Genomic DNA, 24,332 nt, shown 5'->3' on the forward strand with positions numbered 1-24,332 from the left:
GAGAGCGACATGGACGACGGCATCACGCGTTTCGCAACGCCGCGCGACGACGGGCTCGGCCTCGTCCGGATCGAGAATGGAGCCGGCCTCGCTATTGAGGCGCTGCCAAACGGCACGCTGTTCGCGATTACGCATCGCGAGCCACGCGGCACGATCATGATCAACCAGGTGCTCGGGGCACCGACCGGCGGCGGGATCGGGCGCATCCTGCTGCGTATGGGCGGAGGCTCGCCCGGCATCGCGACGATCGCCGGCAGCGGATCGGACGCCGATTTCGGCCATACGGACAACGCCCTGGTCTATGAAGGCCGTTCGGGCGGGCTTCGCCACCGCGCGGTGCTCGCGCTCGACGCCCAGGAAGCGATCTGGTTCTGGCGCGTCACCGTGACCAATGAGGGCAGCGAGGCCGTCGCCTTCGACCTCATCAATGCGCAGGATGTCGGCCTTGGCGGACGCGGCTTCCTGATGGGCAGCGAGGCGTATGCCTCGCAATATCTCGATCATCACGTCGAGACCCATGCGGATTTCGGCCCGGTCGTGATGTCGCGGCAGAATCTCGACCAGGGCGGGCGTCACCCCTGGCTGGTGCAGGGCTGCCTCGATGGCGCCAGCGGCTATGCGACCGATGCGATGCAGCTGTTCGGGCCGGCCTTTCGCCTCTCAGGTGCGCTGGCCCTCCCCTTTGGTATCAGCCTGCCGTCGACGGTGCTGCAGCATGAGGTCGCCTGCCCGGCAATCCAGACGGCCGCGCGGACGTTGGCGCCCGGCGAGACGACGACACTCACTTTCTTCGCCCGCTTCCTCGCCGATCATCCCGCGGCGTCAGGGGCCGATGATCTCGCTTTGATCGCGGATATCGGCGCGCGCGCCGCCTCGCTCATCGAGGCGCCTGCCGAGACCCGGCCGACCGTGCACAGCCTGCTCGAAACGGCGCCGCTGGCCCGCGCGGCCGCGCTCAGCGGGGCCGCGATCGCCGCCCGCTATCCGGCGCGGCTCCGCGAGGAGAAGCAGGACAGCACGCTGCTCTCCTTCTTCGTCCAGGACGGCGCGCAGAACCGGCACGTGGTCACCGCCGCCAAGGAAGCGCTGATCGCCCGGCGGCATGGCTCGATCCTCCGCTCAGGCGACAGCCTGATGCTCGACGAGAAGACGCTGTCGGCGACCGCATGGATGCAGGGGATCTTCGCGGCACAGCTCACCATCGGCAACACCTCGTTCCACAAGCTGTTCTCGGTGTCGCGCGATCCCTATGGCCTCACCCGCGCCAGCGGCCTTCGCATCCTCGTCGATCGCGGCGAAGGCTGGGAACTGCTCGGCGTGCCGTCGCTATTCGAGATGGGTCTCTCCGATTGCCGCTGGATCTATGTATTGGGCGCGCGGGTTGTGACGGTCCACGCCGTGGCGGCAGGCGATGAGGCGACGCTGCAATGGCGCGTCGACGTCGAGGGCGAGCCGTGCCGCTTCCTTGTCATCGGCCATCTCGTGCTCGGCGAGCGCGAGTTTGAACAGTCCGGGACCGTGACAATCGATCCGGCAGCCAAGCGGGCAAGCTTTGCTCCGGGCGCCGATTCGCTTTGGGGCCGCGCCTTTCCGAAAGCGCGGATGGACCTCGTGACGGCGACGCCGGAGGCGGTGGCAGCCATCGACGGAGATGCGCTCGCGTTTCCGGATGGCGCTGAGCGCGGCGGGCCCGTGGTCACGCTGCTCTCCCATGAGACGCATGCGCTAGTCTTTGCCCTCACCGGCTCGATGACGGACACGAAAGAGGCCGATCGTCTCGCCGATCGCTATGCCCGCGGCCGGTCGCAGGACGAGGCGCTCGTGCCGGCGCGGCGGTTCTGGAGCCTTGCGACGCGCGACATCACGCTGTCAGGCGATCATCCCGACATCGAGGCGGCCAGCCTGATCCTGCCATGGCTCGCCCATGACGCGATCGTTCACCTGACTGTGCCCCACGGGCTCGAGCAGTATAGCGGGGCGGCCTGGGGCACGCGCGACGTCTGTCAGGGGCCGATCGAATTCCTCCTCGCGATGCGCCACGACACGGCGGTGCACCGTATCCTGCGGGCGCTCTTCGCCGAGCAGAATCGCAAGAGCGCCGACTGGCCGCAGTGGTTCATGCTGCCGCCCTACTCCGACATCCGCGCTGGCGACGCCCATGGCGACGTGATCATCTGGCCGCTCAAGGCGCTCTGCGACTATGTCGAGGCGAGCGGCGATGTCGGCGTCCTCGCCGAGAAGGTCGGCTGGCGCGGCGGCGCGGCCGGCGAGATTGCGAGCATCGCCGATCATGTCGCCGCGCTGATCGCCGAGGCGGAGCGCCGCTTCATCCCGGGCACGCATCTCATCCGCTATGGCGAAGGCGACTGGAACGATTCTCTCCAGCCGCATGATCCGCATCTGCGCGACTGGATGGTGTCGAGTTGGACCGCGGGCCTGCTGCACGAGCAGATCGCCCGCTATGCCGCGATCCTAGCCCGCGCGGACGCCAACACGCATCGCCGTGCCCATGACGAGGCCCGGCGGCTGGAACGGCTTGCCGAGAACATCCGCGACGATTTCGATCGTCACCTCGTCTCCGGCGGCATCACGGCCGGCTATGCGCTATTCGACACGGAGGGACATCGCACGGAACTGCTGCTGCACCCCTCCGACACGCGCACCGGCCTTTCCTATTCGTTGATCGCGATGACGCAATCGATGCTGGGCGGCCTCGCCGGCGAAGACGAGACGGTTTCACAACTCGCCGCGATCGACGCCTCGCTCAGCTTTCCGGACGGCCTGCGGCTGATGGACAAGCCGGTAACCTATGCCGGCGGGCCTGAGACGCTTTTCCGGCGGGCCGAATCGGCGTCGTTTTTCGGCCGCGAGATCGGGCTCATGTATGTGCACGCCCATCTTCGCCAGTCGGAAGTGCTGGCAAGGCTGGGCGCGGCCGACGCCCTCTGGCACGCGATCGCGCTCGCAAATCCGATCCGCGTCACCGAGGTTCTCAATCAGGCAACGTTGCGCCAGCGTAACACCTATTTCTCGTCTTCAGACGCCGGCTTTGCCGATCGCTACAAGGCATCTGCCGACTGGGCGAGCCTCAAAGGCGGGACGGTGGCGGTCGATGGCGGCTGGCGCACCTATTCGAGTGGACCTGGCATCTTCACCCGCCTTCTGGTCGAACTGGCACTCGGCCTTGGCCGCAACAGCGAACTCGGCAAGGTCATTCCGCGTAAATTCGGCCCGGTCGAGCTTTCATGGACAGAGGGCAGTGCAACACGCCGACCTGCGGTGCAGTAACGCTCGCACTTAACCTTCGCGCTTAACAATACCGGGCAATTTCCGGCCTGCGGCATTATGCGAACGTGGACATTCACCGGTCATCCTGGCTAGCTTAACAAAACGTTAAGGGGGGATGAACCTTGCTCGCCATCGTCGTCTATATGTGTGTCGCTGCCGCCTTGGGACTTGGCAGTCAGATCATCCGGCCGAGCGCTGCGCTTGGCAGCAACCACCATCGCAAGCTTTACTGGACCGGGGCCATGGCCGCGATCGCCCTTGTCGGGCTCTTTGCGGGTGCTTTGGTGATCTGACATAGTGCCGCCACGCGATCGCGAGGATAGACATGACGAAGACACTCTGCCGGACCACATCAGGCCTTCTGGCCGGCGCTCTGCTTATCGCCGCTGGGCCAGCCTTTGCCGACGCGACAGCGCACTACACCTGCAAGAACGGCCTGACCTTCGTGGCGGCCTTCACCACGACGCCCGGATCCGTCGCCCTCGCTTTTGCGGATGGCCGCAAGGTGACGCTGCCGCAGGCCGTCTCGGCGGACGGCGGACGCTACGTCAAGGGCAAGACCGAATTCTGGATCAAGGGCCAGGGCGGCACACTGACCCGCGCTGGCAAGACGACCAACTGCCAGGCGAGCAACTGACGCCAATCGCTTCGCTTGCGGCGCTCAACTTGCCGTGATGGCGACACGGGCGGCGTGCGCGGCCCGTATATCGGATGTCCTTCCCATGTGGAGATGCTCCGATGTTGAACCGCCGCCGTCTGCTCGGCCTCTCGCTGGCTGTCGCCACGACCCTCTCATTCGGCGCGGTCGTCCCCGCCGAGGCCTTCACGCTGCAGCCTTATGATGCTGCCGCCGTCGACGCGGCGATCAAATCCGGCAGGCCGGTGGTCGTTCACGTCTATGCGGGCTGGTGCCTGCAATGCCATGCGCAGGCTTCGATCCTCAAGCGATTGTCCGCGGCCGGTCGATACGAAGATATCGCCTTCTTCAGGGTCGACTACGACAAGCAGAAGGATGTCGTGAAAGCGCTCGACGTGCCGCGCTCGACCTTGATCGCTTTCCGCGGCGGAAAGGAAGTCGACCGGATGTCGTGGGGCACGTCGGAAGCCTCGGTGGTCGCCGTGCTCGACGCCGCCGGCTGATGCTCACCGCCATCCTGTTTCCCTTCATCGCTGGGCTTCTCACGATCCTCAACCCTTGCGTCCTGCCTCTGGCGCCGATCATCGTCGCCGGGGCGCGGGCGCGTGATCCGCTGGCGCCGCTGGCGCTGGCAGCCGGCCTCGCCGTCACATTCGGGCTCTTCGGCGGCCTGCTTGCCTCGCTCGGGGCGGAACTTGGCGATACCGGGTCCGGACGGATCGTGCTTGGTGCGGTGATGCTCGTCTTTGGCATCATCATGCTGGTGCCGGCTCTCGCCCATCGCGCCGAAATGGCCATGGCGCCGCTCGGCGCCTGGGCCGATCGGCAGACGGGGCGCATGCCGGCCGGGGGTCTCGCCGCACAGGCTGGCATCGGCGCCATTCTCGCGATCGCCTGGGCGCCCTGTGTTGGCCCGACGCTTGGCGCCGCACTGACGCTCGCAGCGACGGGCGGATCGCTGGCCGCTGCGATGGGCACAATGGTGGTGTTTGCACTCGGCGCTGCCACGTCACTGCTCGTCGCGGGCTACGGCCTCGGCAAGCTTGCGCGGCGCGGACGGACGGCCGCTGGACAATCGGCTGCCATCGGCCGTGCCTTGCTTGGCCTCGCCTTTGCGCTTGTCGGCCTTGGCATGGTCACGGGGCTCGACAAAGTCGTCGAAGGAGCCCTGGCGGAGGCGATGCCGGAATGGCTCGTCGGCTTCGCCACCCGGTTTTAAGCCAGCCCTCGCCCTCTCCGACCTCCTCGCCTATCCTCGACAAGGGGGAATCGTCGAAAGGGGCAATGATGGGGACGGAACGAACGCGTGGCATCGTGCTCGGGATGCTGGGATTGGCAGTCATCGCAGTGGCAGCGGCCCTGCCGTACAAGGCGGAGGCGGCGAGCTTCAATTGCGCCAAAGCCGCCCAGCCTGACGAGGTCGCGATCTGCGCCCATCGCGACTTGAACGACGACGATGTCGAGATGGCGACCCGCTACCAGATGCTGCTCAAGCTGGTGGCGATGGGCACGGCCGGCGATATGCGCGACGATCAGAAGGCCTGGCTTTCCTGGCGCCGATCCTGCGGCAGCGATGTCGCTTGCCTCGGCAACGCCTATCAGGACCGCATCGGGGCGCTCAAAGCTGCCTTTGACCGGATTGCCGCGCGCGGCCCGTTCTGACGCGGACGGGCTACTGCGCCAAGGGCGGCGGCATCGGCTCCTCGGCCGGAGCGACGGCGGCCGGAGCGGCCGGCGCGACCGAAGCGGTGCGGGTCGGATCGACGAACTCGACATCGACGCCCGGCCGCACGAGATGCGCCAATTCATTGGCGTCCCAATTGGTCAGGCGCAGGCAGCCATGGCTGTTGGTCTTGTCGATCCGGCTCGGCTCGGGCGTGCCGTGGATGCCGTAGGTCGGCTTGTCGAGGCCGATCCACACGGCGCCGACAGGATTGTTCGGCCCGGGCGCGAGCTTCAGCGCCTTGTCGTTCTTGCCCTGCTGGAAATTGACCTTGGGGCGGTACCAGTAGACCGGATCGATCGCGATCGCCTTGACCGCGTGGACGCCGCTCGGCGACGGCATGTCCGTGCTGCCGATGGTGGCCGGATAGGCCACGACGAGGTTCCACTGCTGGTCGTAGCCAAGCAGCTGCCGCGCCGCGGAATCGGCGACGAGATGATAGACCTTGGTCTTGGCGGGCGGCCCGACATCGGCGACCGTGATCGTCTCGCCCTCGGTGAACCCGGCGCCGGGATTGAGGCGGCGCAGGAAGCCTTCATCCATATGAAAGCGCTCGGCAAGCGCCTCGCCGGCGTTGCGATAGCCAAGGCTCGGCAACTGCGCCATCTCGCCATAGTCCTTGGGAATCGTCGGCACGAAAGGTCCGGCCACATCGGCAGCGGTGATCACATAGGGCACCAGCACCGGCGACGTGCCGAACGAGGCGAGGATCGCGTCGATCTGCGCGCCCATGCGCCCGGTCGAAGGCATCCCGTTCATGTTCTCGAGCGCGGAGATCGCCTTGGCGAGATTGCCGCCGGTCATACCGTCGATGACGCCAGGCGAAACATTGGCGCGGTCGAGCAGGATCTGCAGCCGCGCCACGGCCGGCAGCGCCTGCTTGCCGGTGCGCTTCAGCGTTTCCGGCAAGACGGGGTTGTTGGCGTCGGCGATGAATGTAGCCGGCACGAGCGCCGGAACGACCTCCGCGGGCGGATTGGCGGCAATCGGCGGATTCGTAGATGGCGGGTTGGCAGGCTGCGGCGCCTCGGGCACCGGCTGATAGGCCTGGTTCGGCCCATAAGGCTGGTAAGGCTGCTGCAGCTGGTAGGTCTGACCGCTCGGCTGGCCTTCATAAGTTTGAGGCGCCGCCTCGATCTGGGGATAGGCGCCGCGATAGCCATAGGCCGGCTCGGCATAGTCGCGATAGCGATAGCCGTAGTACGGATTATAGTCTTGCGCGACCGCGGCGCCCGACGATAGCGCCAGCAGGGCCGGCAGCAGCAAGATCGACGACGCTTTCATCACGCTCAACTCCACGCCTACGCAACGCAGGGATCGGCCATTCGGCCCAAACCGCGATGGACCCTAGGTCATCGTGGTTAAGGATGAGTTGATCCGAGGAAGATGGCGCCCATGCGGCGCTTCGTCCACCCGGCTGTTCGCGCCGCCGATCGCCTGTACCATTCCGGCGCGGCCAGAGGGCCGAGAACGCATGGCAGGAGGTGAGTTGATGGATGTGCGCGGCAAGGTGATCAGCGGACGGTTCCTGCACGCGCCTGGGCAGGACGGCATCGAAATCCTCGCCGACGCCGTGGTCGAGGTCGACGCCATCGGCACGATCACCCGCGTGACGCCCACTGCCGATAAACACCATGCCGCGCGCCGCGCCGCGGCTCGGCAGGCCGGAACGCTCATCGAGTTGCCGGCGCGGACCGCGATCTTGCCTGGCTTCGTCGACCTGCATATCCACGCGCCGCAATATCCCCAGCTCGGCAAGGCGCTCGATGTCCCGCTCGAAGTCTGGCTGCACCGCTACACCTTCCCTCTCGAAGCGCGCTATGCCGATCTCGCCTTCGCGCGCAAGAGCTACGAGGCGCTGGTCGGCGACCTTCTCGCCGGCGGCACGACGACGGCACTCTACTTCGCGACCGTGCATCAGGAGGCGAGCCGGCTCCTCGCCGAGATCTGCCTCGCCAAGGGACAGCGCGCCCTGGTCGGCAAGGTGGCGATGGATGATCCTGAGGCGTGCCCGCCCTATTATCGCGACGAGAGCGCCCGGGCGGCGATCGACGGCACGCGGGCGCTGATCGACCATCTCGGCGCTCTGCCCGGCAATGGCGGCCTCGTCAAAGCCGTCGCGACGCCGCGCTTCATTCCTTCCTGCACCGACGCTCTCCTGGAGGGTCTCGGCGCCCTCACCGCGGAATGCGGTTGCCATGTCCAGACCCACTGCTCGGAAAGCGACTGGGAACATGGCCATGTGCTTTCCCGCTACGGACGCACCGACGCCGAGATGCTCGATCACTTCGGGCTGCTGACCCGGCGCACGGTGCTGGCCCATTCCAATTTCCTGACCCCTGCAGACATGGATCGCCTCGCGGCGCGCGGCTCGGCCGTGGCGCATTGCCCGCTTTCCAACGCCTATTTCGCCAATGCGGTCTTCCCGATCCGCGCGGCGCTTGCAAAGCAGGTTCGCGTCGGTCTCGGGACCGATATCTCCGGCGGGCCGAGCGCCTCGATGCTGGAAGTGCAGCGCATGGCGGTCGCCGCCTCGCGCATGCTGGAGGGCGGTGTCGATCCCGACCTCCCTGCCGACCGGCGCGGCCGGGCGGGGATGCGTATCGACGTGCCGCTCGCCTTTCATCTGGCGACAGCGGGCGGCGCCGATGCGCTCGACCTGCCGGTCGGCACCTTTGCGCCCGGCAAGCATTTCGACGCCATCCTCGTCGACCCCGACGCCCCGGGCTCGACGATGCGGCTGTTCGAGGAGGTCGATGAAGAGTCCGATCTCCTGGAGAAGATCGTCTATACCGCCTCGCGGCCTAATCTCACCTGCGTCTGGGTCGGCGGACGCGCGGTCTCGGGCCACAGCGGCTGAACCCGCAGCGCGGGTCTCAGGCCGCGGGCTGGTCCGGAGCTAGCGGCAGGCGGATTTCCTGCACAAGGCCGCCTTGGGCGCCGTTACTCACCGTGATGGTTCCGCCGTTGCGCTCGATGATTTCCTTGGCGATCGCGAGCCCAAGGCCGGCACCGGGCATCGCCTGACGCCGCGAAGGATCGACGCGGAAGAACGGCTCAAAGACATGGGCAATCAGATCTTCCGGAATGCCGGGGCCCTTGTCGCGCACGAAGATGACGACAAAACCGCCGTCGGTCGAGGCCGTGATGCGGCCACCCCCGCCATGCGTGGCGGCATTGATGAAGAGATTGCGCAGCGCTCGCGTCAAAGCCAGCCGAGCCACGGCGACCTCGGCCTCGGTCGTCTCGCCCAGGTCGAGCCGCATGCCCTGGATCGTGAGCTCGCCGGTGATCTCGCGCAGCAGTCCGCCCATCTCGACCCGCTCGCTCTCGCCCGACGACGCTTCTTCGCGAACGAGGCGGATCGCGCTATCGGCGATGCGATCGAGTTCCTCGAGGTCACGCAGCCAGAGCGTGCGCTCGTCATCGTCGCCGACGAACTCCGCCCTGAGGCGCATGCGGGTCATCGGCGTACGAAGATCATGGCCTGCCGCCGCGACAAGACGCATGCGGCTTTCCATGGCCGATTTCAGCCGCGCCGAGAGACGGTTGAGCGCCTTCGCGGTCGCCTTCATCTCGCCGGTACCGAGCTCGGGCAGCACCGGCAAGGTTCCGTCCGGTCCGACCGAGGCGATCGCGCCCTCGATCATCTGCAGCGGCCGCGTCAGCCGGTTCGAGATCACCACCGCGATGCCAGCGGCGCCGAGAACGATGGCTGACATCCAGCCAAGCAGGATGAACCATGCGGCGCGGGGCGGCGGCGGGCGCGCCGAAAGCGGCATCGCGATCCACCAGCCCTGGCTGGCGATCGGCACCGAAACGGTCATCGGCTGGTCGGGAACAGACTCGCTGACGAGTACCGGCCGCGGTTGGCCGATATGCGCCAGCTCGGCGCGCAGGACCTCGGTCAGCCTCTCATCGACCGGCCCCGTCGCGGGCCCGGGGAGAAGGCGCATGCCGTGCAGGCTGGGATTGACCGTTCCGGGCTCGAAATCATCGGGCAGTTGTTCGGCCAGGCGGGAGATAAGGTCGATCTGCAGGGCCGCGTCCTGGACCATTCGCTCGGGGCCCGGCCGCCCAATCACGGCGACAGCGGCGGACGTCGCCATGCCGACGACGGCGACGATCGCGCAGACGATCAGGGCCGCAATCCTGAGGCGTAGCGTGTTCAACGCGGGGTCTCGATCGTCTCGACCTTGGTCGAGAGCTGATAGCCGCCATTGCGCACCGTCTTGAAGATCTGGAAATTGCCGCCATCGCCGAGCTTGCGCCGCAGGCGGCTCATCAACACGTCGATCGAGCGGTCGAGCGGATCGGCCTCCCGGCCCTGCGTCAGATCAAGCAGCTGGTCGCGCGAAAGCACGCGGCCTGGACGATCAAGGAAGACGCGCAGCAGATCGAACTCGGCCCCTGTCAGAACGACATCGGCCCCGTCGGGGTCGATCACGGACCGGCTGGTCGGCGAGGCGACGAAGCCCGCGAAGCGATAGCTCTCGACGGTCGGCGGCTCGGCGATATCGGCGACCCGGCGCAGCACGGCACGGATACGGGCCAGCAGCTCGCGCGGGTTGAACGGCTTGCCGACATAGTCGTCGGCGCCGATCTCCAGCCCAATGATCCGGTCGACATCCTCTTTCAGCGCCGTCAGGAGGATCACCGGTATATGCGGCTTTCGATCGCGCAACTGGCGACAGATATCGAGACCCGAACCATCGGGCAGCATCACGTCGAGGACGATGAGATCGATCTGCTGGGTTTCCAGCTTCTCCTCGAGTTCGCGGCGATCGGCCGCCAGCGTGACGCGAAGTCCCTGCTGGTCGAGATACCGGCCCAGCAGCTTTCGAATTTCGAGGTCGTCATCGACGACGAGAATGTGAGGCGTGATCTGCATGTATGGAACGGCACTCAAACGGAGGGGTTGCGTATGCGAGGCATACAGCCTCGGAAGCGATCTAGGCCGACGGTTTGGTAAACAAACCTCTCGGAAGGCCGCACAGCAATGTTGCGTAACAAGAATTCCCGGACAGGCAAGGTTCTGCCATGCGAAGACGACGTCACGAAATGGCGATCGTCTAGCGTGCCCTCGCTGTCGAACAGCCATGGAGGATTGTATGAAACGCCTATCACTAGCGATCGGAACGCTGCTTATCCTTAGCACGCCAGCATTGGCGGTAGCGGATAATCAGGCAGGCCCGGCCCCGAAGGATGGCATGGCGACTATGGCGCCGACACCGCCGCCGGGTGGAGAAAAAGGCCGGTGGCATCCGATGCCGCCGCCAGGCCCGCGACCCGGAGCCCAGGATTGGGCGATGCGCCTCGCAGAGCGTCTGGCCGGTGCCGAGACGCTGGTCGGCATCAAGAGCGACCAGATCGATGCCTGGCGCGACTATACCAGCGCCCTCATCGATCTGTTCACGCCGCCGACACCGCCTGCACACCCCACAGCCGGACCGGGTGGTGCGGGCGCGGATAACGCCTTTGCTCGCCAGGAGCAGATCGCGCAGCGGATGAAGGCGCGGGCGGCCAAGGCCGATGCGCTGCTGCAGGCGATCACGGCGCTGCGCGCCAAGCTCACCCCCCAGCAGATTGATCGGCTCTCAACGATCGAATTGTTTCCGCGCCCGCCGATGCGCGGGCCCGGACCGGAAGGCCGCGGCCCGATGGATGGCGGAATGGGAAGGGGTCCGATGGGCCCAGGTGCCTGGACATTCGGCCCCGGACCGCACAGGCCGGGCGCCGGAGAACCCGCCGATCATGGGCCCATGATGGGCCCCGCAGGCGATGTCGGACCCGATCAGGCAGGCCCTGACGCCATGGACGACGGCCCCGGACCGATGAACGAGGAAGCCCCGATGCCGGCCGAACCTGATGCGGCCGGCCCAGGACCTGATGCGCCGCCCCCGGCGCCTCAGCAGTGAAATTCCTGACGGCACGTCAACGAGCTCCCGCCCCACGGGCCGGTTGACAGTCAGGAAGTTGGCGGCCCCCTCCTGCCCGGGAGGGGGCCGTTGCCGTTTTAGGATCGAGCGGCGGCCGCGCGATCAGAAGCCCAGATAGTCGCGCTTTCCGATTGACACGCCTTTGTGGCGCAGGATGTCGTAGGCGGTCGTCACGTGGAAGAAGAAATTGGGCAGCGCATGCTGGAAGATGTAGTCGCGGCCGACGAAGTGCTTTTCGCCGCCGCGGCTGCGCAGCACGACCGCTCGATCTTCGGCGCCCTCAAGCGCGGCCCGGTCGATGGTGCGAAGAAAATTCAGTGTCTTGGTAATCCGCGCCTGCAGCTCGGTGAAATTCGTCTCCTCGTCCGCGAAGCTCGGTGCCGTAATCCCGGCAAGGCGGGCAACGCAAGCCTTTGCGGTGTCGCTGGCGCGCTGCACCTGGGAACGGAGCGGATCCATGTCGGCGGCGAGGCGAGCCTCGACCAGATTGGCCGCGTCGAAGCCGCCGGCCTCCGCATGGGCGACGCCCTTGTCCAGGATGGCGGAGAGGTTGGCGAAGCCGCGCTCGAAAACGGGAATGGTGACGTCATAGGCTGAAAAGGTCATGGCTGCTCTCATTGTCGCGGGATCGCCCGCGGCGCACAAAGGATCCGGTCGGGGAATGACAATTCCGACTTGGCGGGATATGGGATCACGATCGGTACTTCGCATCGGGCGCGGAGAGCCGGCCTGCTTCCTGCCTCCTGGGCGGCAGTTCGGCAGGCGGGGGCCAGCATGGCACGGATCAAGATCGTCCACACCACGCGATACGAGTATCGCAATCCGGTCGGGCTGCTGCGGCACCGCTTGATGGTGCGTCCGGACGACAGCCACGACCTGCGTCTGCATCGGGCCAGTCTCGACATCGACCCGGCGCCATCATCGATCCACTGGTCGCACGATCCGTTCAACAATTCGATCTGCCTCCTCGAATGGCCGGGCTCACTGCTGAGCCGCCATCTCGAGATCGTCTCGACCCTCGACCTGACGCATCACCCGGAGGGGCCGCCCCTGCCCCGTTACAGCCTCGATCCCGCTGCGACGACCTTCCCCTTCGCCTATGACGCGGAGGAAATGCCGGATCTCGCGCCGCTGATCGAACCGGCGGACGGCGATCCCGCCGGTACAGTCGCAGCCTGGGCACAGCGCTTCATCCTCGAGGGCGAGGGGCGCACGCTCGGCATGCTCGAAGCGATGACCCATGCCATCAAAGCCGACTTCCGCTATGGCGCGAGGCATGAGGAAGGGACACAGACAGCCGCCGAAACGCTGGCGCTAGGCTCAGGCACCTGCCGCGACTTCGCCGTTCTGATGATCGAGGCGGTCAGGTCCTTTGGCCTCGCTGCGCGTTTCGTCACCGGCTATCTCTATGACGATCTTTCGGGCGAGACACGCGGCGGCGGCTCGACCCACGCCTGGTGCAGCGTCTATCTGCCGGGTGCGGGGTGGATCGAATACGATCCGACCAACGGGCTTCTCGCCGGTTCAAACCTGATCCGGGTCGGCGTCACGCGCATCGCTGGGCAAGCAAGCCCGATCACCGGGTCGTTCGTCGGTGGCAATGGCGATTTTGCAGGGCTTGCCGTCGATGTCGCGGTGACGGCCCAGGCTATTCATGGCGGCGAGGCTGCGTCTTGAACAGCCCCGCCGATCCCGTCACCCCCGTCTCCACCGGGCGCCTTCCCTCGCCGTCCGCCGTCGAGGATGCCATCAGCGCGGCCCATCTCGCGTTCCGCGACGATCGCGACGGGCAGAACATCCAGATTTATCCCGCGCTTGCTGCCGTCCCGCCCGATCTTTTCGGGGTCGCCATCGTCGGGGTAAGCGGCCGCGTCTATGCGGCGGGCGATGCCGACCATGCCTTCGCCATCATGAGCGTTTCGAAGCCGTTCGTGTTCGCTCTGCTGTCCGATGCCGTGGGCAGCGCCGTCGCGCGCGCCGAAATCGGCGTCAACGCGACCGGACTCGCCTTCAATGCATTGTCGGCGATCGAAAACGGGCCGGAAGGTCGGACCAATCCGATGGTCAATGCCGGCGCGATCGCCACCACGAGCCATGTGCCCGGTGCCGATCTTGACGCCAAATGGCGCTTCATCCGGGAAGGCATGGAGCGCTTCGCCGGGCGGGCGCTAACGATCGACGACGCGGTCTATCGCTCTGCCAGCCTCACCAATATGCGCAACAAGGCGATCGGCCATCTGCTGTCGACCTTTGGCCGGCTCGGCACCGATCCGGTGACGGCGGTCGAGCTTTACACGCGGCAGTGCTCGCTGCAGGTCACGGCGCGGGATCTCGCTGCGATGGGCGCGACGCTTGCCGATGGCGGCGTGCATCCCCTGACCGGGGCGACCGTCGTCAGCAGCAGCGGCAGCCGTGACGCGCTGGCCGTCATGGCGACGTCGGGGCTTTACGAGACCTCGGGCGACTGGCTGTTCGATGTCGGCCTGCCCGGCAAGAGCGGCATTGGCGGCGGGATCGTCACCGTGGCGCCCGGCAAGGGCGGCCTCGGCACGTTCGGCCCCCGGCTCGACGGCGCCGGCAACAGCGTCAAGGGCCAGCTCGCAGCCCGCTTCCTGGCCGATCGGCTGGGCCTCAATCTGTTCGCCTCGACGCCGTTCGCGGGCGGATGATCCATCGACCGCGCCCTATGGCGCCCAGCTGAGCGAAGCGTTGATGACTGCGATCCAAGTTCCCGGCCTGCTCACCTTCACCATCGCCATCGTGGTGTTCTTTGTCGGCTCGACGCTTAACCGCCTGATCGCGCCGCTGCAGCGCTGGAACATTCCCGAGGCGGTGACGGGTGGGATGATCGCCGCTCTGGCGACGCTCGTGGCCTATAAGGTCTTCGGCGTCGAGCTTAGCTTCACGCTGGCGGCGCGCGACATGCTGCTGCTCTATTTCTTCACCGGCATCGGCCTCAACGCCAAGTTCGCCGACCTCATTGCCGGTGGGCGGCCGCTCGTCGTGCTGCTGGTGCTGACGCTGATCTATCTCGTCATTCAGAACGCCATCGCCGCCGGCAGCGTCGCGGCGCTGGGACTGCCGCATGGCCTCGCGCCCTTTGTCGGCTCGGCCTCGCTCATCGGCGGCCACGGCACCACGATCGCCTGGGCACCGGTCATTTCCGAGCGGTTCGGCGTCAATAACCTGATGGAAGTCGGGATTGCGACGGCAACGCTCGGCCTCGTGATCGCCAGCCTCGTCGGCGGCCCGATCGCGGGCTTCCTGATCAAGCGCCATGGCCTGTCCGGGCCGCTTGGCGAGACAGCTCCGGTCGTTGGACTGCCCGCCGAGCCCGCCGACCAGCGCGACGAGATCAGCCATGTCAGCCTGCTGCGCTCGATCCTCGTGATCAATGTCGTGATCCTCGTCGCCTACGGCCTCGAAGATGCGGTCGAGGCGACGGGGATCAAGCTGCCGATGTTCGTCGTCTGCCTGCTGGTGGCGATCGTCGCCACCAATCTCGTGCCGCGTCTGGCGCCCCGGCTCGCCTGGCCGTCGCGCACCAGGGGGCTGGCGCTGATCTCGGACCTCGCGCTCAACGTGTTCCTCGCGATGTCGCTGATGAGCATGCAGCTCTGGACCCTCGGCGAGCTAGGACCGGCGCTGGTTGTAATTCTGACGCTGCAGACCGTCGCTGCGGTCGCCTACATCATCTTTGTCGTCTTCCCAGCGATGGGGCGCGACTATCTGGCGGCCGTGATCTCTGCGGGGTTCACAGGCATCAGCCTCGGCGCGACGCCGACGGCCATCGCCAACATGACCGCCGTGACCAAGGTGCACGGCGCGGCGGCGCGCGCCTTCATCATCCTGCCGCTCGTCTCGGCCTTTTTCATCGACATCGCCAACGCCTTCGCGATCGGCTTCATGGCACGATGAGGATCGTCGACGGCGCGCTTTCGGACTTCAATAGTCCCACTGCGCGCCGATGCCGAGCTCACCGGAGCCATCGCCGCCGGCCGCGCCCTGCAGGCGGATATTGCGCGTCACATCGACATCGACGGTCACCTTGCCGGAATTGGCATTCGGACCCTGCCGCGCGCCGACATAGACGCGGTCGTTGAGGCGCTTGCCGATGCCGACCTGACCCGTGGCGTCGACATCGAAGCTGTCGACGCCGAGAGAGCGGCGCACCTTGTCGAGCACGCCGGGACCGCCGCCCGAGAACTGCGCCACGGCCTGCGCCACCTGCAGCGCCTGGCTGGCGTTCAAGGTCGAGATCGAGCGGCCGAACAGGATGCGCGACAGAACCTCGTCCTGAGCAAGCGCGGGGCTCGAGGTGAAGCTGACCGTCGGCGCGGAAGCTCGGCCGGTGACGATGATCGAGGCCGTGACATCGCTCGTCGTGGTGGAGGCCGTGAAGTCGAGTGCCGGATCGGTGCTGCCCTCGAACGTCACCTTGCCATCGGTGAAATCGAGGCGACGGCCGAGGAGATCGAACCGGCCACGGCGAAGCTCGAAGCCGCCGAGCGTGACCATGTTGGCTGTCGTGCCGCGCAAGGTCAGATTGCCGCCGAATTCCGCGTCGATGCCCATGCCGCGCACGAACACGGCGTTCCGAGCGGCGATGGTGAGATCGAGATCGGCGACGAAGGCCGGCGGAGCCTCCGCGCGGCGCGCCGTGCGCGCCGCGGTTGCCGCCGCGCGGGTCTGGGCCTGGGCGCGGAGACCCTTCTGCGATGGCCGCTTCTCGCCGCCGGTGTTGACATGGCGGACCTGGAGCGGATCGAGCCCACCGCCACTCAACTGGTCCGCGATGTTGATGTCGAGGCGGATGACGTCGATATTGCCGGCGATGCGCGGCCGGGTCGCGACCGGCCCTTCGATCGCGATCTTTCCGCTCGCCACCAGGTTCATCAGATCGCTGGCAAGAATGTTGGCGCGGTTGAGTTCGATCCGAACATTGGCCGGGAAGCCACGCGCCGCGTCGAGCCCGATGCTGCCACTGCCGGACAACGTGCCGCCGCGGGGGGTCGCGGCAGTCAGTTGGCTGACGACGATCTGGCTGTTGGAACCGGTCAGCACGGCCTGGATATTGGAAAGTGACACGCCGTTGACGCTGTCGACGAAGGTGGCGCCGGCGACGCGGATCGTGCCTGAGGCGGCAGGCGCCGCGCTGGTGCCGCGCAGCGTCATGTCGACGTTCGCCCGGCCGCGCACGGTCGAGCCCTGGTCGGCGAGAAACGTGTTGGCAATGCCGAGATCGATGGTGCCGGCAACACGGAGGTCGAGTGCACCGGCTGCGATTGGCACCGAGCCGCGCACCGTCAAACCCGAGACCGAAGGCGCGTCGATGGTCGCGTCGACGTTGACGCGGCCGCCGGCGAGGGTGCCGCGTGCGCCGATCTGGAACGGACCGATGCCCTTCGTCGCGAGGTCGGCGGTCGAGAGGCCGGCAACGCGAATGTCATAATTGCCAGCCGGAGCCGTGGCCGAACCGGTGATGCGAGCGCTGCCCGAGAGCGTGCCACGCGGATCGAGATTGGGCACGAAGAGCCCGGCGATGGAGAGCGGAAGATTGCGGATATCGGCGGTGAGGTCGAGCGTCTGGCCGACGCGGCCGGCAATGGTCGCGCCGCCGCCGCCCGTCGCAAGCTGCAGCCGGTCGATCGCAACACCGCCATCGGCGAGCGTGATCGTCGCGGGCGCGGACAGCGTGACGGTCGTCGGCCCGCGCGCCATGCGCAGCTGATCAAGGCGGATGCGCGTCGCGGCGCCGGCCGGCGTGATATTGGCTCGCGCCGCGAGGGTTGCGCCGAGCACCGCCGTGTCGAGTGTCAGGTCGGTCGACTGACCGCGGCTCGCAGCCGTCAACGTCGCGCGATCGATCCGCTGCGCGCCCGCGACAAAGCCGGCGAGCGTCACCCGGCCATCGAGAACCGGCGTCCCTGCCGGGTCGACGGCGCGGAGGTCGATATCGGCGCTTTCGAGACGATTACCGGCGACGCTGATATTCTGCGCACGTCCATTGATGGCGACAAGCTGCTGCCCGTTGACGGCATCGAGCACTACCGTCCCGTCGAGCCGGCCGCTGATCTGCGTCAGGATCAACGGTGCAAGATCGCTCAAATCCGTGGCAGCGACGGTGAACCGGCCCGTCACGATATTGTTCGCGCCAACGGCGGCCGAGCCGGTGGCGCGGACGCTGCCTACCGACAGATCGAGATCGTCGATGCGGCGGCTGTCCGTCTCCGTCGCGAAACGCGCGCCGCCCTTGGCGGGGCGATCGGCGATGCGGCCGTCGAGCGCGAAGCTGCCGTTCGGCTTGCCGGTCAGGTCGGCAAGATCAAGCGTGACGGCGAGATCGCGGATCGGCTTGCCCATCGCCTCGGCGGAGGCGATGTCGACACGGCCCTTGAGACCGAGCGCGGCAAGGCCGCCGGTGAAGTTCAGCTCGGCCTTGGCGCCGCCCTTGACGCGTGGATCGAGGCGGCCGAGATCGGCAAGCGTGAGCTTCGCGTTCAGATCGGCCGTGTCGGTCGCGATGCCGCCATTGACCGCCAGATCGATACCGTTCGCCGCGAGCGTCAGATCGCGGACCGCGATCGTGCCATCGGCCGCTCGGGCAAGCGCGCCCTTGAACCGGCTGGTTCCCGCGAGGAAGCCGTCGAGCGCGTCGATCCCGGCATGCACGTCCTTGGCCGTGCCGTCGATGTTGAGCGAGACGGCCGAGAAGTCCTTGCCGGTGTCGACGGCGCCTTCAAGCGACACCGTGCCTGACAACGGGCGGTCGGTGAGGGATGCGAAAGCCGCCAGATCGAGCCGCGGCAGCTTGAAGTTGCCCTTCACGAAGGTCGGGCCGGCCGTACCGACAAAGGCCAGTTCGAGCGGCGAGAGCTTCAACGTCGCCGCGGTCAGCGTCTGCACATTGGCCGATATCGAGGCGGAGGCCGAAAAAGTCGCGCTGGTGCCGAGCGCCGCGGCGACCTTGGGCAGGTCGGATGTCAGACCCGCGACTTTGCCATCGACGACGACGGCGAGCGCGCTGTCGGCCGGCGTGCCCTTGAGGGTCATATTCAGCGTTTGAGCGCCATAGCCGCGGCCGGACAAATCCTCTGCGGCCAGCGTCGCATCGACGGCAGGCAGGCCGAAAGGTCCGACCAGATGCGCGTTGAGGCGCCAGCCCTTCCACGACATGCCCGGTGCAAGCGAAGCGAAATGGGAGGCATCGCCGCCGACGAGGTCAAAAGTGAGGTCGGCGGTCTCGCGAGAGGGATCGATCGAGCCAAGAAGCGCAAGCCCGAAACCTGCGGCGGTAAGATTGAGCCCCTCTAGCGTCGTATTGAAATCATCCGCGACGACAGCCGACCCGATCAGCGACGTGTGGCCGCTGAAGAGCGGCCGGACATTGGCCGGCAGCAATCCATCGATCGTTCCGCCAAGATCGAGCATGACGCGGCGGGCATCCGCGATCCTGCGAACGGCGGCAGTGCCGGCGAGCTGGCCCGACGGGCCGGCATCAAGCGCCAGCGTGCCGTTCCAGTCGTCGAGCGGCGCGCTGCCCTTCACGGTCAGCGACAGCGGCGGCAGCCCTTCGATACGCCCCACACGGGCCACGAGGCCCCCGGCCGGCTCGGAGGCTGTGACGTCAAGCGCCAGCACGTTCTTTCCGCCGCTGGGCGCATAGCCGATGCTCCCGCGCAGCGTCCCCGGCGCATCGGTCCGTTCCACCGCGAAATCGAGATCGAGCCCCTCCGCGGGATCGACGAGGCGCGCTGATGCATCGAGGCTGAGCTGCGCCGCCATGCCGGCAACAGGCTCGCCGAGCACGATTTCCCCGACATGGAGCTTGCCGAGAACGACGCGCAATGCCGGAATCGTCGAGCCGGACGTCGTGGTCAAGGGTTCCGTGGGCGGAAGGACCGGCAACCGATCGAGCGCGACGCGATCAGCGCTCAACCGCTCGACATTGATGGTCCCGCTTAGCAAAGCCAACGGATGCCAGATCAATTCGAGGCCGCCGAGGGTGACGAACTGGCCGCGCGTGTCCGATACCGCGATCTGCCCGACGCGCATATCCGTCGGCACAAAGCCGGTCAGATCGGAGATCTCGACCGTCAAGCCATCGCGGCTCGCAAGCCGGCTCGCGAGATCGGCCAGCATCCGCTTGCCGGGCGTGGTCTGGATCAGCGCGAAAGCCGCGACCAGGGCGATGATGAGGCCGATCAGGACGATGCCCAGCCAGCCGATGAGGATGCGTGCGATCCTCATCAGAAAGCCTGTCCGAGGCTGAGATACACGCCATAGCCGGCCTGGTCTTCGCCCTTGTTGGCGACGGGCACGGCAACATCGAGGCGTACCGGCCCGACGGCCGTGTAATAGCGCAGGCCGAGACCGACGCCGACGCCGAGATCGCTGAAATCAGGCGAGCTTTCGGCCGAAGCGGCACCGACATCGACGAAGGGCACCACGCCGATCGTATCGGTGATCTTGATGCGCGCCTCCGCAGAGGCCGCGACATAGGACAGGCCGCCGATGATGTCGCCGCGTTCGTTGCGCGGGCTCTGCGACTGATAGTCGAAGCCGCGCAGCGTGCCGCCGCCGCCGACATAGAAGCGCCGCTGCGGCGGCACATAGAGCAGCTCTGTTCCGAATATCGATCCGGCGGCGATGCGCCCGGCCAGGATGTAGCGCTTGTCCTCGTCGAGCGCGTGATACGCCGCGATCTGTCCCTTGACCATTGCCGGGCCGGCGCCGGCATCACCGAGATAGGCGAAGGGCTCCACCGTCGCGGTGGCACGGATGCCGCTCGAGGGATCGAGCTGGTTGTCGGTATTGTCGTAGGTGACCGAGAGCGGCACGCCGACGATGTTGTAATCGTTGGTGCCGTAGCTGTCCTGGACCATCGATGTCTCCAGGTCGATACCGCCTTCGACCTGCAACTGATCGGAGATCGTGCGGCGGATGGTGCCCTGGAACGTCACGGCCTCGCGGATATAGGCATCGGTCACCTCGCGCAGCACCGCCGCCTGCATCACGAGATCGTCGGCGGTGGTCAGGATGCCGGGCTTGGTGAACGTCGCCGAAAAGCGATAGCCAAGCGGGTTGGCGTCGGGCACCGAGGTCGGAGCGTCGCCATACCAGGAGACCTGGCCGTCGAGCCGCAACGACTCGGCGCCGCCGAACAGGTTGCGGTGGCCCCAGAAGGCATTGATCGAGGCGCCGTCGGAGGTCGAATATTTGGCGCCGAAGCCGACGAAGCGCGGCTTGCGCTCGGTGATCTCGATATCGACAGGAACGCGGCCGGCCGCGTCCGGCTTGTCGCCCTCGACGATGCGGACGCCCGAGATCGCGTCATATTTCAGCAGCGAGCGGCGCGTATCGGCGAGCCGTTTCTGGGAGAACATCTCGCCGGGAATGATACGGACCCGGTCTTCGACAAAGCTCTTCTTCAGGCGGTCGGTGCCCGCGACCGTGACAGCGCCGAACGTGGTCGGCCTGCCAGTCGCCACGAAGAAGCTGACATCGACGATCCGGCGCGCGTGATCGGCGACGACATCCTTGTCGACGATCTTGGCGAAGGCATAGCCGCGGTCGCGATAGAACGACGTGATCCGGCTTTCGGCAGCAAGGATCGCGGTCGACTGCGCCGTCCGGCCGGGAATGATGCCGAGCTCGCGCAGCGTCGGCACATCGGCGATCGGCTTTTCCTTGTCGGCGTCCAGCAGTTGCACGGTGCCGAAGGTGAAGATCGGGCCTGGCGTCACCGTGACTGTGACAGGAACTGGCCCCGCCGCACGCGCCGCCTCGATCGCTGCCAGCGCGCCGTCGCTTTCGACGGGCACGCCGGCGACCGTGATCGCGATCTGGCCGGCATAATAGCCTTCGGAATAAAGCGCCGCCGTCAGGAGATCGAAGTCTGAGCGCGCCCGCCGCAGCAGGCCGGCCGAGCCGGAGGGCGGCGACCGCCGAAGGCTCTGGAGTCCCGAGGCGCCAGTGATCGAACGGCGGAGCGAGCGGCTCGCATCGACGACGTCGATTGTCACCTTATAGGGCGTCGCATCGACGACCGGCTCGCTCTTCGTCTGGCCGAACAGGCCGCGCACGCGGTCCATGAAGCTCGGCGAATCGTCGGCGGCGAGCGCTGCGCCCGACCCGACCGCGACGAGAACAAGGGTCAGCGCCACCATCCGGCCATGCGCGGATCGGCGTTGTCTTCCCTTGTTTTTGGGCGCCTGATCCTTCAACGCAACGCCTACCTATCCGAGCTCAACACCATGGCCGGGCCGCATCGCGGCAGATCCCTGCTATGCGTGATTGCGGTTAATACCGGGTATAGTAAAAGCAATCGATCCTCTGCGATCACCGCTCCGGAAGCCCCGGGCAGAAGTCCGCCTCCCCCGAAAGACTAACCCGAACAGTCGCGCGAGGCGACATCGTTTGGCCGAGCATCGGCATTTCCGCGCTTTGCTGTCGCCAGTCCGATGCCGTTATGACAAATCGGCCACGGCCAGAGATTGATGTTCCGTAGGCTCCCGCCCCACCATCATTCGACATTGCATCGCGGCTTCGCCGTCCTCTAAAAGCGGGTATTCGCTCGGACCCGGTGAAAGCCCGGGTGGCTCTTCCGGCCGCCAATCCGCCGGACAACGCACAAGACGAACGAAAAGCTCAGCCGCTTCTGCCGGCGGGTCGTTTGCTGCGGAAATCATCCATGCCCTCTTTCAATACCGTTCGACGCGGTTGGTTCGCCAATCCGCGCACCGATATCCTTTCCGGCATCGTCGTGGCCCTTGCGCTGATCCCCGAAGCGATCGGCTTCTCGGTCATCGCAGGCGTCGATCCCAAGATCGGGCTCTATGCATCGGTGGTCATCGCCATCGTCATCGCCTTCACCGGCGGACGGCCGGCGATGATCTCCGCCGCGACCGCCGCGACCGCCGTGCTCATGGGTCCGCTGGTCCGGGAGCACGGCCTGCACTACCTCTTCGCCGCGACGATCCTGATGGGTCTTTTCCAGATCGCGGCCGGCTATCTGAAGCTCGGCCGCCTGATGCGCTTCGTTTCGCAATCCGTGATGACCGGCTTCGTCAACGCGCTGGCGATCCTTATCTTCATGGCGCAGCTTCCCGAACTCATCAATGTGCCGCTCGCGACCTATGGGCTGATCGGGCTGGGCCTCGCCATCATCTACCTCTTCCCGCTCGTCACGCGCGCCGTGCCCGCGCCGCTTGTCGCCATCGCTGTGGTGACCGCTCTCTCGGCCGTGCTGCATCTCGACGTGCGCACGGTTGCAGATCTCGGCGAGCTGCCCTCGTCGCTGCCGAGCTTCGGCCTGCCGCAGGTCCCGCTGACGCTCGAGACGCTGCGGATCCTGATGCCGATCGCCTTGACGCTTGCGGCTGTCGGCCTGCTGGAATCATTGCTGACGGCGCAGATCGTCGACGACATGACGGACACGCCGAGCGACAAGAACCGCGAATGCCGCGGCCAGGGCCTCGCCAACATCGCCTCGGCGCTGTTCGGCGGCATGGGTGGCTGCGCGATGATCGGCCAATCGGTGATCAACGTCTCCTCAGGTGCGCGCGGCCGGCTCTCGACGCTCGTGGCAGGCATCTTCCTGCTCGTGCTGCTGGTGGCGTTGCAGGACCTTCTCGCGATCGTGCCGGTCGCGGCGCTGACCGCCGTGATGATCATGGTATCGATCAACACCTTCTCGTGGCGATCGCTGATCCGGCTCCGCACCAACCCGCTGCCGTCCTCGGTCGTGATGCTCGCAACCGTCGCAACCGTGGTCGCGACGCATGACCTTGCCAAGGGCGTGCTTGTCGGCGTGCTGCTCTCCGGCGTCTTCTTCGCCGGCAAGGTGTCGAAGCTCAGCCGCGTATCATCGGGCCTCTCGGAAGATGGGACGACGCGGATCTACATTGTCGAAGGCCAGGTGTTTTTCGCCTCGGCCGGGACGCTCGTCGACGCGATCGACTATCTGGAGGATGTCGAGCGCATCGTGCTCGACCTGCGCGGCGCCCATTTCTGGGACATCTCAGCCGTGGGCGCGCTTGACCGCGTGGTGCTGAAGGCAAGGCGCCACGGCAAGGAAGTCGACATCATCGGCCTCAACAGCGCCAGCGCCAGCATGGTCGAACGCTTCGCCGTTCATGACAAAGACGGCGCCGAGACGGCCGGCGTCGCTCACTGAGACATGGGGTGGCGACGTGCCGCCACCAAAAGGCCGAAGCCGATCAATGGCAGCAGGATATCGGTCCAGAAAACAGCGCCTGCATTGCCGGGCGCGAAATTGCCGGCCGTGATCATCTGATAGACATGGCCGGCCGCGGCGCCGAGCAGGAAGATCGCCGGGCCGAGGATCGCCGCAAGGCGCAGTTCATAGCCACGAAACGCCGCGAGGAACCCGACCGCGGCAAAGCCGAGGCTGGCGAAGGCGAGCTCGAGCTGAAACGGGCTGTCAGCCCAGCCTATAAAGGCTGCGGCGAACCTGCCGAACACGCTGTGCATGATGAAATTGTAGAGAAAACTGACGCCGATCGAGAAGAACACGAACCAGCGGAGAAGTTGTTCGACGATAAGAGCCTTGTCGACCGGACGCGGCGCCCTGGCGATCGCCACAAGCGAGACGAGGAGTCCCAGGACAAGGAGCGTCAGCGTGAAGTTCGACAGCAGAAGCTGAACGACCCACCCGATTGCCTCAGACATCGCGCCCCCAACGCCGCTCCCGCAGCCACGCCGATTGCGGGATCATTCTCCT

The 24,332-nt window shown here is 66.6% G+C and carries 19 protein-coding genes and 1 other annotated feature; of the genes, 12 read left to right on the forward strand and 7 right to left on the reverse strand.

What is annotated here, in order from left to right; genetic code table 11:
• Window positions 1-9: 9 nt before the first annotated feature.
• The 6 genes from BUB39_RS04110 to BUB39_RS04130 all read left to right on the forward strand — a co-directional run bounded on the left by BUB39_RS04110 (window position 10) and on the right by BUB39_RS04130 (window position 5,587).
• Window positions 10-3,288 carry a cellobiose phosphorylase gene (locus BUB39_RS04110; RefSeq protein ID WP_073051720.1) on the forward strand — a complete coding sequence of 1,093 codons (3,279 nt, stop codon included), beginning with the start codon at window positions 10-12 and terminating at the stop codon, window positions 3,286-3,288.
• Window positions 3,289-3,410: 122 nt separating this feature from the next.
• Window positions 3,411-3,581 carry a hypothetical protein gene (locus BUB39_RS25405; protein WP_175561725.1) on the forward strand — a complete coding sequence of 57 codons (171 nt, stop codon included), beginning with the start codon at window positions 3,411-3,413 and terminating at the stop codon, window positions 3,579-3,581.
• A gap of 32 nt (window positions 3,582-3,613) precedes the next feature.
• Complete coding sequence (locus BUB39_RS04115; RefSeq protein WP_073051721.1) at window positions 3,614-3,925, forward strand: MliC family protein; 312 nt, start codon at window positions 3,614-3,616, stop codon at window positions 3,923-3,925.
• A 101-nt stretch (window positions 3,926-4,026) separates the two neighbouring features.
• The gene (locus BUB39_RS04120; protein ID WP_073051722.1) at window positions 4,027-4,428 is read left to right on the forward strand and encodes a thioredoxin family protein; all 402 of its coding nucleotides are present in this window, start codon (window positions 4,027-4,029) and stop codon (window positions 4,426-4,428) included.
• On the forward strand, window positions 4,428-5,144 hold the full coding sequence (locus BUB39_RS04125; protein ID WP_073051723.1) for a cytochrome c biogenesis CcdA family protein: 717 nt from the start codon (window positions 4,428-4,430) through the stop codon (window positions 5,142-5,144). The genes BUB39_RS04120 and BUB39_RS04125 overlap by 1 nt, the downstream gene beginning before the upstream one ends.
• 65 nt (window positions 5,145-5,209) lie before the next feature.
• The gene (locus tag BUB39_RS04130) at window positions 5,210-5,587 is read left to right on the forward strand and encodes a lysozyme inhibitor LprI family protein (protein WP_073051724.1); all 378 of its coding nucleotides are present in this window, start codon (window positions 5,210-5,212) and stop codon (window positions 5,585-5,587) included.
• Window positions 5,588-5,597: 10 nt separating this feature from the next.
• On the opposite strand, the gene BUB39_RS04135 is transcribed toward BUB39_RS04130, so the two are convergent.
• Window positions 5,598-6,932, reverse strand: coding sequence for a L,D-transpeptidase family protein (locus tag BUB39_RS04135; RefSeq protein ID WP_073051725.1), 1,335 nt, complete (start codon window positions 6,930-6,932; stop codon window positions 5,598-5,600).
• Between the two features lie 190 nt (window positions 6,933-7,122).
• On the opposite strand from BUB39_RS04135, the gene guaD reads away from it, so the two are divergent.
• Window positions 7,123-8,508 carry a guanine deaminase gene (gene guaD, locus BUB39_RS04140; RefSeq protein ID WP_244540141.1) on the forward strand — a complete coding sequence of 462 codons (1,386 nt, stop codon included), beginning with the start codon at window positions 7,123-7,125 and terminating at the stop codon, window positions 8,506-8,508.
• Window positions 8,509-8,524: 16 nt separating this feature from the next.
• Here the strand turns inward: guaD and BUB39_RS04145 are convergent, their stop codons facing one another.
• Together BUB39_RS04145 and BUB39_RS04150 are read right to left on the reverse strand one after the other, a co-directional pair.
• Window positions 8,525-9,820 carry an ATP-binding protein gene (locus BUB39_RS04145; protein ID WP_073051727.1) on the reverse strand — a complete coding sequence of 432 codons (1,296 nt, stop codon included), beginning with the start codon at window positions 9,818-9,820 and terminating at the stop codon, window positions 8,525-8,527.
• Window positions 9,817-10,539, reverse strand: a complete 723-nt coding sequence (locus BUB39_RS04150; protein WP_073051728.1) for a response regulator — start codon at window positions 10,537-10,539, stop codon at window positions 9,817-9,819. The genes BUB39_RS04145 and BUB39_RS04150 overlap by 4 nt, the downstream gene beginning before the upstream one ends.
• A 418-nt stretch (window positions 10,540-10,957) precedes the next feature.
• Between BUB39_RS04150 and BUB39_RS04155 the strand changes: the two genes are divergently transcribed.
• Window positions 10,958-11,566, forward strand: a complete 609-nt coding sequence (locus tag BUB39_RS04155; protein ID WP_073051729.1) for a hypothetical protein — start codon at window positions 10,958-10,960, stop codon at window positions 11,564-11,566.
• A 123-nt stretch (window positions 11,567-11,689) separates the two neighbouring features.
• Here BUB39_RS04155 and BUB39_RS04160 read toward each other — a convergent pair whose 3' ends face one another.
• Window positions 11,690-12,193: a DUF1993 domain-containing protein gene (locus BUB39_RS04160; RefSeq protein WP_073051730.1), complete on the reverse strand. Its 504-nt coding sequence runs from the start codon at window positions 12,191-12,193 to the stop codon at window positions 11,690-11,692.
• A 168-nt stretch (window positions 12,194-12,361) separates the two neighbouring features.
• Here BUB39_RS04160 and BUB39_RS04165 point away from each other — a divergent pair, with 168 nt between their 5' ends.
• From BUB39_RS04165 to gltS, 3 genes are read left to right on the forward strand one after another with little or no spacing between them, the layout of a single operon-like run.
• Entirely contained in the window at window positions 12,362-13,264 is a 903-nt protein-coding gene (locus tag BUB39_RS04165; RefSeq protein WP_073051731.1) for a transglutaminase family protein, read from the forward strand.
• Window positions 13,261-14,256: a glutaminase A gene (glsA, locus tag BUB39_RS04170; protein WP_073051732.1), complete on the forward strand. Its 996-nt coding sequence runs from the start codon at window positions 13,261-13,263 to the stop codon at window positions 14,254-14,256. Before BUB39_RS04165 ends, glsA begins: the two co-directional genes overlap by 4 nt.
• 43 nt (window positions 14,257-14,299) lie before the next feature.
• Window positions 14,300-15,505, forward strand: a complete 1,206-nt coding sequence (gene gltS, locus BUB39_RS04175; protein WP_073051733.1) for a sodium/glutamate symporter — start codon at window positions 14,300-14,302, stop codon at window positions 15,503-15,505.
• A 27-nt stretch (window positions 15,506-15,532) separates the two neighbouring features.
• Here the strand turns inward: gltS and BUB39_RS04180 are convergent, their stop codons facing one another.
• Window positions 15,533-19,837: a translocation/assembly module TamB domain-containing protein gene (locus BUB39_RS04180; RefSeq protein ID WP_084526874.1), complete on the reverse strand. Its 4,305-nt coding sequence runs from the start codon at window positions 19,835-19,837 to the stop codon at window positions 15,533-15,535.
• Window positions 19,837-21,756: an autotransporter assembly complex protein TamA gene (locus tag BUB39_RS04185; RefSeq protein ID WP_073051734.1), complete on the reverse strand. Its 1,920-nt coding sequence runs from the start codon at window positions 21,754-21,756 to the stop codon at window positions 19,837-19,839. The genes BUB39_RS04180 and BUB39_RS04185 overlap by 1 nt, the downstream gene beginning before the upstream one ends.
• 406 nt (window positions 21,757-22,162) lie before the next feature.
• Window positions 22,163-22,218: a sequence feature (sul1 is cis-regulatory element that is thought to sense ions involved in sulfur or methionine metabolism; They are found in Alphaproteobacteria), on the forward strand.
• Window positions 22,219-22,280: 62 nt separating this feature from the next.
• On the opposite strand from BUB39_RS04185, the gene BUB39_RS04190 reads away from it, so the two are divergent.
• A complete protein-coding gene (locus BUB39_RS04190; protein ID WP_073051735.1) occupies window positions 22,281-23,765 on the forward strand; it encodes a SulP family inorganic anion transporter in 1,485 nt (494 codons plus the stop codon).
• Here the strand turns inward: BUB39_RS04190 and BUB39_RS04195 are convergent.
• Window positions 23,759-24,280 carry a DUF6790 family protein gene (locus tag BUB39_RS04195; protein ID WP_073051736.1) on the reverse strand — a complete coding sequence of 174 codons (522 nt, stop codon included), beginning with the start codon at window positions 24,278-24,280 and terminating at the stop codon, window positions 23,759-23,761. The two genes, BUB39_RS04190 and BUB39_RS04195, sit on opposite strands and share 7 nt — an antisense overlap.
• Between the last annotated feature and the right edge of the window lie 52 nt (window positions 24,281-24,332).

Source organism: Kaistia soli DSM 19436 (assembly GCF_900129325.1).
GTDB lineage: Bacteria > Pseudomonadota > Alphaproteobacteria > Rhizobiales > Kaistiaceae > Kaistia > Kaistia soli.